General features: G+C 34.8%; 13 protein-coding genes. 9 read left to right on the top strand and 4 right to left on the bottom strand.

From position 1 onward, the window contains the following. Nucleotides 1–6 precede the first annotated feature (6 nt). Together ACTU6T_RS12835 and ACTU6T_RS12830 are read left to right on the top strand one after the other, a co-directional pair. Complete coding sequence (locus ACTU6T_RS12835) at nucleotides 7–1,575, top strand: FMN-binding glutamate synthase family protein (protein ID WP_460218593.1); 1,569 nt, start codon at nucleotides 7–9, stop codon at nucleotides 1,573–1,575. Nucleotides 1,576–1,611: 36 nt separating this feature from the next. After that, a complete protein-coding gene (locus ACTU6T_RS12830; RefSeq protein ID WP_460218592.1) occupies nucleotides 1,612–2,130 on the top strand; it encodes a DUF7935 family protein in 519 nt (172 codons plus the stop codon). Nucleotides 2,131–2,136: 6 nt separating this feature from the next. On the opposite strand, the gene ACTU6T_RS12825 is transcribed toward ACTU6T_RS12830, so the two are convergent. Both ACTU6T_RS12825 and ACTU6T_RS12820 read right to left on the bottom strand, forming a co-directional pair. Beyond that, complete coding sequence (locus tag ACTU6T_RS12825; RefSeq protein ID WP_460218591.1) at nucleotides 2,137–3,036, bottom strand: patatin-like phospholipase family protein; 900 nt, start codon at nucleotides 3,034–3,036, stop codon at nucleotides 2,137–2,139. Continuing rightward, nucleotides 3,033–5,042 (bottom strand): M1 family metallopeptidase, encoded by a 2,010-nt coding sequence (locus ACTU6T_RS12820; protein WP_460218590.1) that lies wholly within the window; start codon nucleotides 5,040–5,042, stop codon nucleotides 3,033–3,035. The genes ACTU6T_RS12825 and ACTU6T_RS12820 overlap by 4 nt, the downstream gene beginning before the upstream one ends. Before the next feature lie 79 nt (nucleotides 5,043–5,121). On the opposite strand from ACTU6T_RS12820, the gene recG reads away from it, so the two are divergent. Together recG and ACTU6T_RS12810 are read left to right on the top strand one after the other, a co-directional pair. After that, nucleotides 5,122–7,224: an ATP-dependent DNA helicase RecG gene (recG, locus tag ACTU6T_RS12815; RefSeq protein WP_460218589.1), complete on the top strand. Its 2,103-nt coding sequence runs from the start codon at nucleotides 5,122–5,124 to the stop codon at nucleotides 7,222–7,224. A 68-nt stretch (nucleotides 7,225–7,292) separates the two neighbouring features. After that, a complete protein-coding gene (locus tag ACTU6T_RS12810) occupies nucleotides 7,293–8,027 on the top strand; it encodes a Tim44 domain-containing protein (RefSeq protein ID WP_460218588.1) in 735 nt (244 codons plus the stop codon). Nucleotides 8,028–8,094: 67 nt separating this feature from the next. Here the strand turns inward: ACTU6T_RS12810 and ACTU6T_RS12805 are convergent, their stop codons facing one another. After that, on the bottom strand, nucleotides 8,095–9,195 hold the full coding sequence (locus ACTU6T_RS12805; RefSeq protein WP_460218587.1) for a DUF2911 domain-containing protein: 1,101 nt from the start codon (nucleotides 9,193–9,195) through the stop codon (nucleotides 8,095–8,097). Nucleotides 9,196–9,355: 160 nt separating this feature from the next. On the opposite strand from ACTU6T_RS12805, the gene ACTU6T_RS12800 reads away from it, so the two are divergent. Then, a complete protein-coding gene (locus ACTU6T_RS12800; protein WP_460220768.1) occupies nucleotides 9,356–9,937 on the top strand; it encodes a MiaE family protein in 582 nt (193 codons plus the stop codon). Nucleotides 9,938–9,947: 10 nt separating this feature from the next. Here the strand turns inward: ACTU6T_RS12800 and ACTU6T_RS12795 are convergent, their stop codons facing one another. Beyond that, nucleotides 9,948–11,162 (bottom strand): peroxiredoxin family protein, encoded by a 1,215-nt coding sequence (locus ACTU6T_RS12795; protein WP_460218586.1) that lies wholly within the window; start codon nucleotides 11,160–11,162, stop codon nucleotides 9,948–9,950. Nucleotides 11,163–11,362: 200 nt separating this feature from the next. On the opposite strand from ACTU6T_RS12795, the gene pheT reads away from it, so the two are divergent. From pheT to ACTU6T_RS12775, 4 genes are all read left to right on the top strand, one after another. Then, on the top strand, nucleotides 11,363–13,789 hold the full coding sequence (gene pheT, locus ACTU6T_RS12790) for a phenylalanine--tRNA ligase subunit beta (RefSeq protein WP_460218585.1): 2,427 nt from the start codon (nucleotides 11,363–11,365) through the stop codon (nucleotides 13,787–13,789). Between the two features lie 5 nt (nucleotides 13,790–13,794). Then, nucleotides 13,795–14,649 carry a phosphatase PAP2 family protein gene (locus tag ACTU6T_RS12785; RefSeq protein ID WP_460218584.1) on the top strand — a complete coding sequence of 285 codons (855 nt, stop codon included), beginning with the start codon at nucleotides 13,795–13,797 and terminating at the stop codon, nucleotides 14,647–14,649. A gap of 115 nt (nucleotides 14,650–14,764) precedes the next feature. Next, nucleotides 14,765–15,265 (top strand): thiol peroxidase, encoded by a 501-nt coding sequence (gene tpx, locus ACTU6T_RS12780; RefSeq protein WP_460218583.1) that lies wholly within the window; start codon nucleotides 14,765–14,767, stop codon nucleotides 15,263–15,265. Continuing rightward, the gene (locus tag ACTU6T_RS12775) at nucleotides 15,265–15,633 is read left to right on the top strand and encodes a diacylglycerol kinase (RefSeq protein ID WP_460218582.1); all 369 of its coding nucleotides are present in this window, start codon (nucleotides 15,265–15,267) and stop codon (nucleotides 15,631–15,633) included. The genes tpx and ACTU6T_RS12775 overlap by 1 nt, the downstream gene beginning before the upstream one ends. The last annotated feature ends 17 nt before the right edge of the window (nucleotides 15,634–15,650 follow it).

Genomic DNA, 15,650 nt, shown 5'->3' with positions numbered 1-15,650 from the left:
AATTATATGGATACTGTTTTAAATTTCATGTCTAACATCTCTTGGTGGATGTGGATTATTATTGTTGTTGCAATTATTGCCATTCGTGATATTTTCTTTCAAAACAAGCATACTATTAGTCATAACTTCCCAGTAATAGGACATTTACGATACTGGCTTGAAAGCATAGGTCCAGAAATGCGTCAATATTTTGTAGCAAATAACCGAGAAGAATTACCATTTAATCGGATTGAACGTGGTTGGATTTATGCCTCGGCGAAAAAAGAAAACAACTATGAAGGTTTCGGTACCGATAGAGATATTTATGCACATCAGCATTTGTTCATCAATAATGCAATGTTCCCCTTTAAAACTGATGAAAATCATCCAAACAGCATAGATAAGTCATTCTTGCCGTGTGCTAAAATAATGGGAGAATTTAACAAGCGTAGAAAACCTTATCGACCTGCATCCGTTATTAACGTTTCTGCAATGAGTTTTGGATCACTTTCTGCTAAAGCTATAGAGTCTCTCAACAAGGGAGTAAAAATCGCTCATGCCTACCATAACACAGGTGAAGGTGGATTATCTCCTTACCACAGCCATGGTGGAGATGTAGTGTTTCACTTCGGAACAGGATACTTTGGAGTACGTGCAGAAGACGGTGGCTTCTCTATGGAGAAAATGAAAAAACTAGTAGAAAACAACCCTTTTATTCGTGCTATTGAGGTAAAGCTATCACAAGGCGCAAAACCAGGAAAAGGCGGTGTGCTTCCAGGCTCAAAAATCACAAAAGAAATTGCAGAAATCAGAGGTGTTGAAGAAGGTAAAACTGTACTCTCTCCTCCAAATCATAAAGCATTTTCAACAATTCCAGAAATGGTCGATTTTATTGAAGCCATTGCTGAAGAAACAGGATTACCTGTAGGCATCAAAGCAGCTATAGGAAAACTTGATCAATGGAAAGAACTTGCAGATGTTATGCTCAAAACTGGTAAGGGCCCAGATTTCATAACTGTTGATGGCGGCGAAGGGGGAACTGGAGCTGCTCCTCCAAGCTTTGCTGATCATGTGTCATTACCTTGGGTATATGGATTTGGGGATTTGTACAAACTATTTCAAAAGAAAGGCTTATCTGAACGAATAGTATTTATTGGAAGTGGAAAACTAGGATTTCCTGCTAAAGCAGCGATGGCTTTTGCTATGGGAGCAGATTGCATTAATGTAGCTCGTGAGGCTATGATGAGTATTGGCTGTATACAAGCACAGATATGCCATACTAATCGTTGTCCTGCTGGTGTCGCAACACAAAGTAAGTGGTTGCAAAATGGAATCAACGTACCCTTAAAATCTGAACGCTTAGCTCAGTATTTTAAAACCTTCAGAAAAGAACTAGTCGAAATTACACATGCCGCTGGATATGAACATCCCTGTCAATTTACTATGGATGACATAGAAGTTAATGTTGACGATCACAACCTATCAAAAGAACTTTCTAGCACCTATATGTATCATAAAACAAAGGTGCCATATACCTCGATGCAGGATTTAAAAGATTGTATGTATTTGGGTGGAAAATATGAATACAATAATTAAAAAACTATTAAGTTTACATTCAAATAAAAACCAACTATGGAACAACAGCTAGTGAACCTTTTAATGTTTATCATCCCTGCTTTAATCACTGGAGCAATTGCCTTTTTATTTTTTAGAGAGCATGTAGAAAATGAAAGTAAGCGTCGAGATTTTTTGATTCAAAAAGACCTTCAAAAAGACAGCTTACCAATGCGACTTCAAGCCTACGAAAGACTATCGCTTTTCCTTGAAAGAATCAAGCCTTCAAAATTACTAACTAGAATCAATCCAATATCCTCTAATAAAGAAGATTATGAATCCTTACTTATATCAAATATTGAACAAGAATTTGATCACAATTTAGCACAACAAATCTACGTAACTGACCAATGCTGGAGCATCACGTCTACCGCCAAAAATGCTACAATTCAAATGATTAGAAAAGCTACACTTTCAGATAAAATTGACTCTGCAGACAAGCTTCGCGAAACCTTATTAACAGACATGATAGACAAACGCGCTCCTAGCGATGCTGCACTTTCATTTATTAAGGAAGAAGTATCAAATATTTGGTGATTTATTTTACCCAGAAGACATTTCTGATTCAAATTTATCCTTAGCATAGTCATAGCCTTGAGCCCACCACTTTGTCATTAATGGTTTGCTAAAAATCAAGGAGTTTTCAGTTAAGCTAGTTGGCGTGTAATACAAATTAAGCTTAGCACCTTTGTTTTTAGCAGCCAACTTACCGATAACAACATCGTTTTTTTCTACTTGATCCAATAAATGACCAAATAAATTCATCATTAAGGAAAACGGATTCTTACCCAAAACTTTAGTACGCTCCATTTGTTCTGCCTCTAAAACAATAGCATCAATCTCAGTAGCACCTCTCAAAATTGCTTCTCTAATTGGTATAACACACCCTAAACCACCATCAGCATACTCATAACCATCTACTGTTGCTAAGGACATAAATGGAATATAATTACATGAAATCCAAATCCAGTTACAAAATTCCTCGTAAGAATAATCTTTGATTGACTTATATTCTACTCTGTTTTTTGACAAATTTGAAACAGTTACAACAACATCTTCTTTAGAAGCTATGATTTTATCATATTCTGTTTTAGTAAAATTTTGCCTAATGTTACGTTTTAACGCTTTACTTTCTCCAAACGTACGTTTCATGCGAATAAATTGCCACAGTGAGTTCACAAAATCGATCGACACAAATTCTCGATCTCCTTTTTTACGTTGCACAAAAGGACTAATACTAAAAATATCATGCTGTTGAACATTTGTAAAAATATCATACAATTTACCGATATCATTTACAGCTAAGTGAGGCACAAGCAAACTCCCAGTAGACGTCCCAAGAAACATATCGTAATCACGCCCCTGCCCCTCCATAAGATACTGAGCCACACCACCCGCAAAAGCTCCTTTACTTCCTCCTCCAGATATTACAAGTGCCCTCATTTCTGTTTGTTTTTAAGAGTTTCTATAATTCTTTTATAAACTTCCTTTTGTTCCAATTCCAAAACTAACGCTTTAGCATACTTTGAAAATCGCCAATTATGATGTTTTGTTGCCGCCAACAAACTTTCCAATGACTTTTCTTCAAAGGCATCAAGAAGTTTTAAATAATTAAACGCATTAATACGCAATTCAAAATGGTAATGCTTCAACGAATAACTAATTAACTCCCCTAGCACCTTATTTTTCAGCTTTGACTGATATTCCATAGTATTTAAATGTAACGCTAACCAAAGCAATCTCACATTATAATCGTTAAAACCAATAATATCTTTGGTTTTGTGCAGGTATTCAATTCGGTTTTGCGGAAAATTAACCCACAAATGATATAAAGCGTTTTCAATAGTTACATAGGACTGATCATCTAAAAGTGACTCGTAGTGCAATTTTAACGCTTCTGGAATATACTCCATATGCTTTGCAATTGCTTGGCGCACCTCTAAACTATTCTGAAATGCATTAGCATCGATTTTGTCAGGAATTTGACTAACAACCTTCATCTTTGCCTTATCAGAAACATACGATGAAACATAATCTTTGCATTTAGAAGTATATACATCGCAATCCACCATAAAATACTCCTGCATAAATGAAGACTGTTTCAAACTCTTTACCATAGCATCTTCAGGCAAACTAACACCTTCAAGCCACACCTTTACAAAATCCGACAAATCTTGACCACTAGTACGCTCAGCTTCAGCAATAAAATCTGAAGTCTCCACATTAGCAAACTGATACTTTTCTAAATATGACTTTACCGCAGATCTAAATGCTAAATCACCAATCTGCTTCCTAAGCACATGCAAAGCCCAAGCACCTTTCTTATAAAATGTTGTACTGCTAGATTTTGGGTCTAGTAATGACGTACTATGACCAGACTCCTCTTGAGCAATCAACTCTTGAGCATTCTCAAACAATTGCCAATAATAGTGATTCTCACCATATAAAGCTTGTTCAGCTAACAAAGCATAATAAGTAGCAAACCCTTCTTGAAGCCAATGATGCTTATCTGATTTTGCAGTAACCATATTTCCAAACCATTGGTGAGCCAATTCATGAGCATTAACAGTAATATAATTTTTATCATTAAACGCTATAGAATCAACCATAAAGCTATCCGAAAAGATCGTTAAGCCCACATTCTCCATTCCTGAATACAAAAAATCCTTCACTGGAACCTGTTTGTAATTTTGCCAAGGATACGGAACTCCGATTTCTTCTTCAAAGAAATCAAACATCTCCTTTGTATAACGATAGGTTGGTTCTATTTTGAGCGAATCTTCAGGATAATAGTAATACTCCAACGGAATACCTGATTTAGAAACCTCGGTTTTCTTTTTATACTTTCCAATCGCAAGCGCAACAAGATAACTAGATATCGGCTTTTTCATATCAAAGAACCAATTACCAAACAAACCAACTATACTATCTACCTGCCTCCCATTACTAATAACTTCATAATCCTTAGGCGTATTAAATGTTAAGTCGAATTCAATTTTATCATTAACATCATCTATACTCGGCAACCAATGACTTGTATACATTCCTTGACCTTGAGTCCACAATTGATCAAGTTTTTTATCATTGTTTTCAAAAAAATACATCGCTTTTTTAGGACTTGCATAAAAATTAAATTGCAATTGATAATCTCTACCTTTTTTAAAATTATTTAGAACTACAACCTCTTTACCTGTATTAATAAAATCAACATCTTCATTATTAAGACGAACACTATCAAATTTCATATCAACAGCATTAATAAAAATTGAGTCAACCGAGTTAATAACTTGGAATTCAATTTTATATGGAGTCCCAAAAATACTTCCTATTTCAAATTGATCAATAAAAATAGTTGCTGCTACTCTTTTAAAGTCAACATCTTTTGTTTGCTGAGCAGTAACATAACTGCAAACCAATAAAAAGACAAACAATTGAGGAAAACGTTTCATAAGTAAGTTTAATCAAAGATGACACCAAAATACGATAATTAAAAAATAAATTAAGCCGCAAATTCTGTAAATTCGCTTTATGAGTGCTAATATTCAAACCCCAATTGATTATCTTAAAGGCGTTGGCCCCAATCGTGCAGATTTACTACGAACTGAACTTGGGATACATACCTATCAAGACCTAATCAACCTTTTTCCTAACAGATATTTAGACCGAACTAAGCATTACAAAATCAATGAACTCCAACGCAATAGCTCTGAAGTACAAATAATTGGAAAGATTACTGGATTCAAAGAAATCACTCAAAAACGTGGCAAACGCTTAATTGGAACCTTTAGAGACGAGACAGGAACTATGGAGTTGGTTTGGTTTAGAGGACAAAAGTGGATTAGAGACAGTATTAAGCTAAGCACGCCATATGTTATCTTCGGAAAAATAAACTGGTTTAATGGCGTCTACAATATGCCTCATCCGGAATTAGAATTACTAGCAGACCACAAAGCCAGTCTACGCTCTTCAATGCAAGCCGTATATCCATCTACAGAAAAATTAGCAAACAAAGGCATTACAAATCGTGTGATGACAAAAATCATGCAAAACCTCTTTTTAGAGACAAAAGGACAATTCTCTGAAACCTTACCAGAAAACCTGTGCGCTGAACTTAATTTAATATCAAAAAGTGACGCTCTTTTTAATGTACATTTTCCAAAACACCAAGAACTTTTATCACGTGCAGAATATAGATTAAAATTTGAAGAACTATTCTATATTCAATTGCAATTAATTTTAAAAAATCTAATTCATAAATCAAAAATAAAAGGTTTTCCTTTTAAATCTGTAGGCCATTACTTTAACACCTTTTACAAAGAGCATTTACCATTCAATCTAACCAATGCTCAAAAACGAGTAATTAAAGAAATTAGACAAGATCTAGGTAGCAATGCACAAATGAACCGCTTATTACAAGGTGATGTAGGTTCAGGAAAAACCATAGTTGCCTTCATGTCAATGCTCATGGCACTTGACAACGGTTTTCAAGCCTGTTTAATGGCGCCAACTGAAATTTTGTCAGTCCAACACTACAACAGTTTTAAAGAGTATTCTAAATTACTGAATATCAGGATAAAAATACTAACTGGATCAAGCACTACTTTAGAAAGAAGAAAAATTCATGAATCCTTAGAAAATGGTGAATTAAACATCCTAATTGGCACACATGCATTACTTGAAGACAAGGTCAAATTTAAAAATTTAGGGCTTGCAATTATTGATGAACAACACCGATTTGGAGTTGCACAACGCTCTAAATTATGGAAAAAAAACACATCTCCTCCACATATTTTAGTAATGACGGCAACACCAATTCCAAGAACATTGGCCATGTCGGTTTATGGCGATTTAGATATCTCAATAATTGACGAATTACCTCCAGGAAGACAAAGCATAAAAACCGTTCATCGCTATGATTCAAATCGACTCAAAGTGATGCGATTCATGCGTGATGAAATCAAAAAAGGCAGACAAATCTATGTGGTCTACCCATTAATTCAAGAAAGTTCAGCGTTAGACTATAAAGATTTAATGGATGGCTATGAAAGTATAGTAAGAGAATTTCCGCAACCAGACTATCAAATTTCTATAGTTCATGGAAAAATGAAACCCACAGATAAAGACTACGAAATGCAGCGGTTTGCTAAAGGTGAAACACAAATTATGGTTGCCACTACAGTAATCGAAGTTGGTGTAAATGTTCCAAATGCTTCTGTAATGATTATAGAGAGTGCGGAGCGTTTTGGATTGGCTCAATTACACCAATTAAGAGGCCGCGTAGGGCGTGGCGCAGAACAAAGTTACTGTATCCTAATGACAAGTTACAAGCTAAGTCAAGACAGCAAAACACGCTTGGAGACTATGGTTAAAACCAGCGATGGTTTTGAAATTGCAGAAGTAGACCTAAAACTTCGCGGACCAGGCGACGTCATGGGCACACAACAAAGTGGTGTTCTCAATTTAAAAATTGCCAATATCATAAAAGATAAAGATATTTTGCAAAGCGCTCGATTACATGCAAAACGCATATTAAATAGCGACCCTTCATTAGCATTTCCTGAGCACAAAACAATCTTAAAAACTTATAGAGAACTAAGTAAATTCAAGAATATCTGGAATTACATAAGTTAGTTAACTTCTAATGGTTTTTAAATAAATTAGTATCTTTAATTTAAAAGTCACTTAAACAAATTCCCAAAATGACTCCAAAACAAAAACAACTACTCTTTACTTTTATATTACTTGCCATTCTGTTTTATGCAGATCCAGTCTATGCTGGACCTGGAGGCACTGTAGCAAAAGCATTCTTCAAAACGTGGTGGGGAAAAACCATTTTAGCGCTACTTACAATTATTTTCCTTCCACTTATTATTTACATGAAGACTGTTGAGTTTTTTGCAGTTAGAAAAGCGAAACAGGAACTCTCCAAAATAGGTTTGATTAATAAAGATTTTTCATGGCTCAACTTAGAAAAGAATGTGCACAATGTGTTTACTCGTGTTCACAATGCATGGAGCAATGAAGACATGAAGGAAGTCTCTGAATATGTCAACCATTGGTATTGGCAAAATCAACAATCGGTATATCTAAATCAATGGAAAGCCGAAAATATTAAGAATGTATGTAACTTAGAGAGCGTAGGTAAAATCAAACCGCTTTATATTGAAATATCTGAAGACGACAATTTTGAAGGTTCAAAAGTTGCGTTTAGCATTACAGCAAATATAGAAGATTACCTCATTGACAGAGACACTCGAAGACCAGTAAAAGGAAAGAAAGGCTATAATGACGAAGAAAAGATTTGGATTATGGAATATACTGATGGAAAATGGCTTCTCGATGATATTAGAGATGGCGATATGTCTCTTCAGTTTGCAAAATTAAAAAACATAATCCCAGATAATATTACTAGTCGCGTACTCCATAGAGCATAAATACAACACCAATAAAAAAGCTCAACCTTAGGTAAAAGTTGAGCTTCAAAACGATACTGAACGTTTTTTAATTGATATCTTCATTTTTTTCAAGCTTATCTATATTAGCCTGAACCCTTCCTTTACTAGCTTCATTTGGAGCATTAACTAAAGCCTTTTTTAAATGTTTAAGAGCCGTTTTATAATCTCCTTTTGCAGAATACCCTCTTGCTAACCCATAATGTGTTGGCCATACATCAGCATTCTTCTCTGCATTCATTTTAAAAACAGCTAAGGCTTTATCCGTTTGACCGCCTGCAATCAGTGTTCTACCATACTGATGCACTTGTAAAATTGTCGCTAATGGTAGTGCCTCATCCATTATTGCTAAAGCATCTTCGGTTTTACCCAACTTATTCAATATTTGCGACTTTATCTGCAAATTATTAAATGTCTTTTGACTAAAGAACTGACCAGAAATTGCACTATCTATCCAACCCAAAGCTTCGTTTAAATCACCTCCATTATTCAATGCAAAATTAGCCGCCTGTTCCCAATTTTGACGTTGAAACCCTGCTTGACCTTTAGACTTTTGTCGCCAATCATTTAACACAATATCTGTAACATCAAAGGATACTTCAAACGGAAACGCCCTTTTCTCCCACAACAATGAAGCAGTTGCTGAATTAGGCTTAACATTATCAAACTCATAAGTAAGAAGTTCATGATGTGGCACTGATACACTTTTGATTTCTGCTCTCAATGCATCTTTGGTATCGTCATAAAAATAACTTCCCCAAGCATCGGCATCATTTGACAAAATTAATGTAGCTGTATTATCTGGTTTGACTTCTAAATGCAATCCATAGGTTCCAGCTTTAATAGCCTTTCCCTCTATTTTAGCATCATGTGAAAATGTAATCGTTGTATTTTCGTTTGCTCCTGCTCTCCATGGTGCAGCTGTAGAAGTCCCAAAACCCAGATTATTCATTCCATATGGCACTAATTTACCCCAAATTTCTCGATCGTTTACACTAGGTCTTGAATACGTAATTGAAACATCAGATACTCCAACACGTTGTGACACAGTTGCCTGTTGACTTCCTCTTGGTGTGTTGAGTTGTGCATAAGTACTAAAACTAAGAGACAGCATTATACACACAAAAAGCGTAGTAATTGTTTTTTTCATGATTTTGATTGTATTAGTTAAATTGTGATATCAAGGTAGATACAATACAGACATAGCGATGTTACAAACTTGTTAAAGTATGATTTGTTTTTGTTAATTAACATTGCTTTATGATAATTTTACATACATTCCCTTATTCAAAAAAACCAGTGTTATGAGTATGCTTCACTTAAAATTAGAAACAGATCCACGTTGGACAAAGATTGCTGAAGACAATATAGAAGACATTCTAACCGATCATGCTTGGTGCGAACAAAAAGCGGCAACAAATGCAATTACCATTATCACACATAATTCTCAATATGAAGATTTAGTAACCGATTTATTAGAATTAGCTAAAGAAGAGCTAGAACACTTTCAAATGGTTCATAACATAATTAAAAAACGTGGCTACACTCTAGGCAGAGAACGAAAAGATCATTATGTCAATCAACTTTATAAATTTATGAATAAAGGAGGCAGTCATTTACAAAGTATGGTAGACCGACTTTTATTTTCCGCAATGATTGAGGCAAGGAGTTGCGAACGATTTAAACGTTTATCTGAAAACCTAAAAGACCAAGAGCTTGCTAAATTTTATTACGACTTAATGGTAAGCGAAGCAGGACATTACACCCTTTTTATTGGATATGCCAGAAAATATGGTAAAGACATAGATGTAGATAAACGCTGGAAAGAACTCGTAGAATTTGAAGGAGAATTAATTAAAAGCTATGGAACTTCCGAAAGCATTCACGGATAGTTGAATACATTTATTCGGTTAATAATGTTTCAATAAAACCTGTAAACTCTTCCTGAAATTCAGTATATTTCTCTCCAGTTGCTGGACCGTTAAATCCAGTATGTATTTTACGCACCTTCCCCTTCTTATCAATAAATATTGAGGTTGGGTACGACAATACGTGATTTAACATAGGCAATTTTTCTTGAGCCTTGCTTTTACTAGAAGTGCCATATTGGGCTAGTAAAATTGGATATTGAATACCAACATCTTTCTTAAGTCGCTTTATACTTTTAAAAGCACCTTCTTCAGTTTTTGCATATTCAAAAGCCAAAGCAATGAATTCAATATCTTTTTCGGCATTATTATTATAAAATTCCGAATAATACTTGCTTTCATCTAGGCAGTTTGGACACCATGTTCCCATAATTTGCACCACTACAACTTTATCTCTAAACCTAGTATCTGACAAAGACACTTGAGTTCCTTCAGTATCAGGAAAAGTAAATTCTAAAGCATCATATCCTTCATTTAAAAACGTAAGGTCATTAGCATTTGGTAACTCATAAGATGCATTGCGTTTTGCAACAAACGGCTCTTTCCAATGATTCCCTGAATAAAAATACCCAGTCATGACACTGTCACTTATTTTAGCAGTAAATAAAAAAGCGTGAGCACCATCAAAAGTAGATAACTTCATTTTGTCTCCATCCATAACACCTTCTAAATATCTATAATCTCCTGTTGTTGTTCTAAACGTCCCTGTAACCTTAGCTCCTTCTTGTTTAAAAATCCCTTTAGCAATATAACGATTAGCATCTGAGTTAGGACTAAAAACAGCTTCCCAGTTTCCTGTCACATCAGCTTTAGGTGCATCATTCTTAATTTCAAAACGGTTTTTTTTACCATATTCGGCTGAAAAAGGTACTACACGATCCAAACTTTCTTTTACATAGTTCCCTACTAACTTTCCATTTTTAGAAACCGCCTCTATATAGCCTTCAAAAACAGGTGCTTTAAAGACTACAGTGTCATTAGAATAGCTTATATCTGTAACCATAATAACTTCTTCTGCATTAAAAATTTTAAATGCGTCTCTAGACGTTACTTCAAAATTAAACGGTAGCACTTCAGTATCAGACACTTTTAACTCTGCTCTCCAAACACCCTCCTTCAAGGCCTCTGGTCGATTTAGATTGCAACTCAGGCATAACAAAACGAGTAAAAAATAGAATAATTTCCGCATGATAATTCCTTTTAAATAGGTATAGTCTCAACAAAGATAAAATTCTTACATTGACTACATAACAATTGTTACTGATTTGATTACAATTCTAAAAGCTTTTACATTTCCGAAGAAAAATAAAAGATTCGTTTAATTTTTATTAAAATCACGGCTTTCAAATTATTAGTATTATTATCTTTGGCAATTGATAAAATAGGATAATGAAGATATCATACAACTGGTTAAAACAATTTTTAAAGACAGATTGGTCTGCTGAAAAAACCGGCGAATTATTAACCGATTTAGGATTAGAAATTGAAGGTATAGACACCTACCAATCTGTTAAAGGCGGATTAGAAGGAATAGTTATAGGTGAAGTATTAACCTGTGACCAACATCCAAATGCAGATCGTTTAAAGGTAACTACTGTCAATATTGGTGGAGACGAGCCCTTACAAATTGTTTGTGGCGCACCTAATGTCGCTGCTGGTCAAAAAGTGCCTGTAGCAACTATAGGAACGACGCTTTACACAGAAACAGGAGAAGCTTGGAAGATTAAAAAAGGAAAAATACGAGGCGAAGAAAGTCATGGAATGATTTGTGCCGAAGACGAATTAGGACTCGGAAAGTCTCATGATGGCATCATGGTTTTAGATAGTAAATTAAAACCAGGAGCTCTTGCCTCCGATATTTTTGATATTGAAAATGATGAAATCTTTGAAATTGGACTTACACCTAATCGCGCCGATGCCATGAGTCATTATGGTACTGCTCGTGATTTAAAAGCTGGGTTACTTCAAAAAGACATCAACACAGAATTAATCACACCTTCCGTTAGTTCGTTTCATGTAGATAGCAGAACACTTAAAATAGATATTGATGTTAAAAATTATGATTTAGCACCTAGATATTGTGGTCTTACTATTACCGGAATAAAAGTAGACGACTCGCCTGCATGGTTACAACATCGTTTAAAAGCAATTGGATTAACGCCAAAAAACAATATTGTTGACATCACAAATTACGTGTTACATGAATTAGGACAACCTTTACACGCATTTGATGCTGCGAAAATTTCGGATAACAAAGTTATTGTTAAAACCTTACCTGCAGGCACAAAGTTCACCACTCTTGATGAAGTAGAGCGCGAATTACACGCTGAAGATTTAATGATTTGTGATGGCGAAAAACCAATGTGTATTGCTGGTGTCTTTGGCGGCGCACATTCTGGAGTTTCCGAAGGTACAACAAGTATCTTTTTAGAAAGCGCATATTTCAACCCTGTGAGCATTAGAAAGACGGCTAAACGTCATGGTTTAAACACAGATGCCTCATTTAGGTTTGAAAGAGGTATTGACCCTAATATTACAGATTATGCGCTTAAACGTGCAGCTTTGATGATTTTAGATATTGCTGGTGGTGAAATAGCGAGTGATTTAATGGATTTTTATCCAAAGAAAATTGAAGACTTCCAAGTACGTTTAAGTTTTGAAAATGCTAAAAAGTTAATTGGTCAAGAAATTCCAAAAGAAACGATTAAAAGCATCTTAACTTCTTTAGATATTAAGGTAAATAATGTAACCGAAGCAGGTTTAGGATTAACCGTTCCAGCATATAGAAATGATGTTCAACGTGAAGCTGATGTGATTGAAGAAGTATTACGTGTCTATGGATACAACAATATAGAAACAACAGAAAAGCTCAATGCTTCAATTTCTAACACATCTAAATTTGAAGATTATAAGCTTCAAAATATCATAGGCAATCAATTAAGCTCTCAAGGTTTTTTTGAAATCCTATCTAATTCGCTCACAACACCAAAGTACATTGAGTTAAGCGATCAATTAAAAGAGGAACACAATGTAGAAATGCTTAATCCGTTAAGCAATGATTTAAGTGTTATGCGTCAAAGTTTACTCTTTTCTGGATTAGAAGCTGTAAGCTTTAACATTAATAGAAAGCGTGATAATTTAAAGTTGTACGAGTTTGGTAAAACCTACCACAACTACGACAAAGCACGTGAAGAACACAAACACCTGTCTATTTTCTTATCTGGAAATAAAACAAATTTACGCTGGAATTCTCCTGTTCAAAAAAGTGACTTCTTTTACCTAAAAGGAATTGTAAATGCCACTTTAGAGCGTCTAGGGGTTTCTAGATTTAAGGTTTCTCCTATCAAAAATGATGTATTTAGTGAAGGTATTAGTTTATCTTTAGGAAAAACTAAACTCGTTGATTTTGGCATTGTGAGTTCTAAAGTTTTAAAACACTTCGGAATTTCACAAGAGGTATTATATGCAGATTTTAATTGGGATAATGTTTTAGAGATGGCAAAGCATAATGACATTAAGTTTAAAGGCATCCCAAAATACCCAGAAGTACGACGAGATTTTGCGTTACTTTTAGATGAGCAAGTAAGCTTCGAAGATATCGACAAAATTGCTATGCAAACAGAAAAGCAATTACTAAGAGATGTTGATTTGTTTGATGTCTATCAAGGAAAAAACCTTCCAAAAGGCAAGAAAAGTTATGCTGTAAGTTTCACAATTCAAGATGAACATAAAACGCTTACAGATAAGCAAATTGATAAAATCATGAATAAGCTTCAAGCAAATTTTGAAAAACAACTTGGAGCAGAATTAAGATAAATTTATTGAAGAAGGCTAGTGTTTTAATTTTTGGAATAATAGCATGGTTTGGATCTAATTCAATCCATGCACAAACCCTTGATACTTCTCCTTCTAATGACACCATTTCTGTTTGGCAATTAGCAAAGCATGATTTTAAATACACCTTTAAAGGTTTTGGGCACTCAATAACACGCCCCATTCACTGGAAAGGTGACGATTTTGGCAAACTCGGAATATTAGTGGTTGGTACGGCGAGCTTAAGTCTAATGGATAATCCCATTCGAGATTTGGCTCAAAACAATAGAAAAGATTTTCCTAAAATAGTGCGTGACTTTGGCTGGTATTTTGGAAGTCCACAAAATTATTTTGCCGCAAATGCAGGACTTTACACCTTTGGTTTACTCACTAAAAATGAAAAAATTAGAAAAACAAGTGTATTAATCATTTCCTCATCGTTAACTACTGGTATTATTCAATCCTTTGGCAAAACCGTTATTGGTAGAGCACGCCCAGGATCTGATTTAGGACATCTAGATTTTAACCCATTTTCGGGGAAATCTAGATATCGCTCATTTCCGTCTGGTCACACTATTTTATCAATGACAATGGCACATTCTATAGCAAAACAATTTGACAATACTTGGGTGAAAGTTGGAATTTATACTGTTGGCGCCATTCCTCCTATATCGAGAATTATTGATGATGCGCACTGGATAACTGATGTCGCCTTTAGTACAGCAATTAGTATTATTGTGGTAGACAGCATAGATAAATTTCTTTTTGACGAAAAGGCCTATGACTACACAAAAAAGAAAAAGCACATTTCTTGGAACCTAAAATTTAGCACTAATCAAATTGGTATTGTTGGCACATTTTAGATGTTAACAAATGCTTTCATTTCCATCTGTTAAACTATTGTAAAAAAGTAAGCAGACCTTGCTTTTAACATTCAAATAATTCTTAATTTTAACATTCACAAAAACATTAAGATACATGGCAACAGTTACATTGGGCGGAAACACAGTACACACATCAGGAACATTACCAAATATTGGAGTTACAGCTCCTGATTTCAAATTAACAGCAACCGACTTATCAACTAAATCATTAAGTGATTACAATGGTTGTAATCTAGTTTTAAACGTGTTTCCTAGTGTAGACACTGGGACTTGTGCAGCCTCTGTACGAGCATTCAACAAAGCTGCTAGTAACCTTGATAACACAAAAGTGCTTTGTATTTCTAAAGATTTACCATTTGCCATGGCTCGATTTTGTGGCGCTGAAGGCTTAGACAATGTTGAAAGTTTAACAGATTACAAGGATGGTAATTTTGGAAAAACTTATGGCTTAGACTTTATAGATGGTGCTTTTGACACATTACTTTCTCGTTGCGTAATTGTTATTAATTCTGAAGGGAAAGTTATTCATACTGAGCAAGTTTCTGAAATTGCTAACGAACCAAATTATAATGCCGCCTTAGATGCATTAAGCTAATGCAAAAAAAAGAATCCTTTCTAATAAACAGACTTAAAAGTGTTGGATATGCTTTTAAAGGTGCTATGTATTTAATTAGAACAGAAGCTAGTATAAAAATTCAAGTATGTATTGCTATTGCAGTGACTATTGCTGGTTTTTATTTTGATATTTCTAGAACCGAATGGTTATTTCAAATTGCCTTTATTGGCTTAGTGATGAGCTTAGAAGGAATGAATACTGCAATAGAGTATATCGCTGACTTCATACATCCAGATCGTCATGAAACCATTGGAAAAATAAAAGACATTGCAGCTGGAGCTGTATTTATTGCAGCAATTTCTGCAGCTATTGCAGCGCTAGTTATTTATATTCCGAAGCTATTTTAGAAGCACTACTGCTTTCT

This window comes from Psychroserpens citreus (assembly GCF_055686305.1).
Note: the sequence above shows the minus strand (reverse complement) of the source record. Positions and strands in the feature narration are given on the sequence as shown.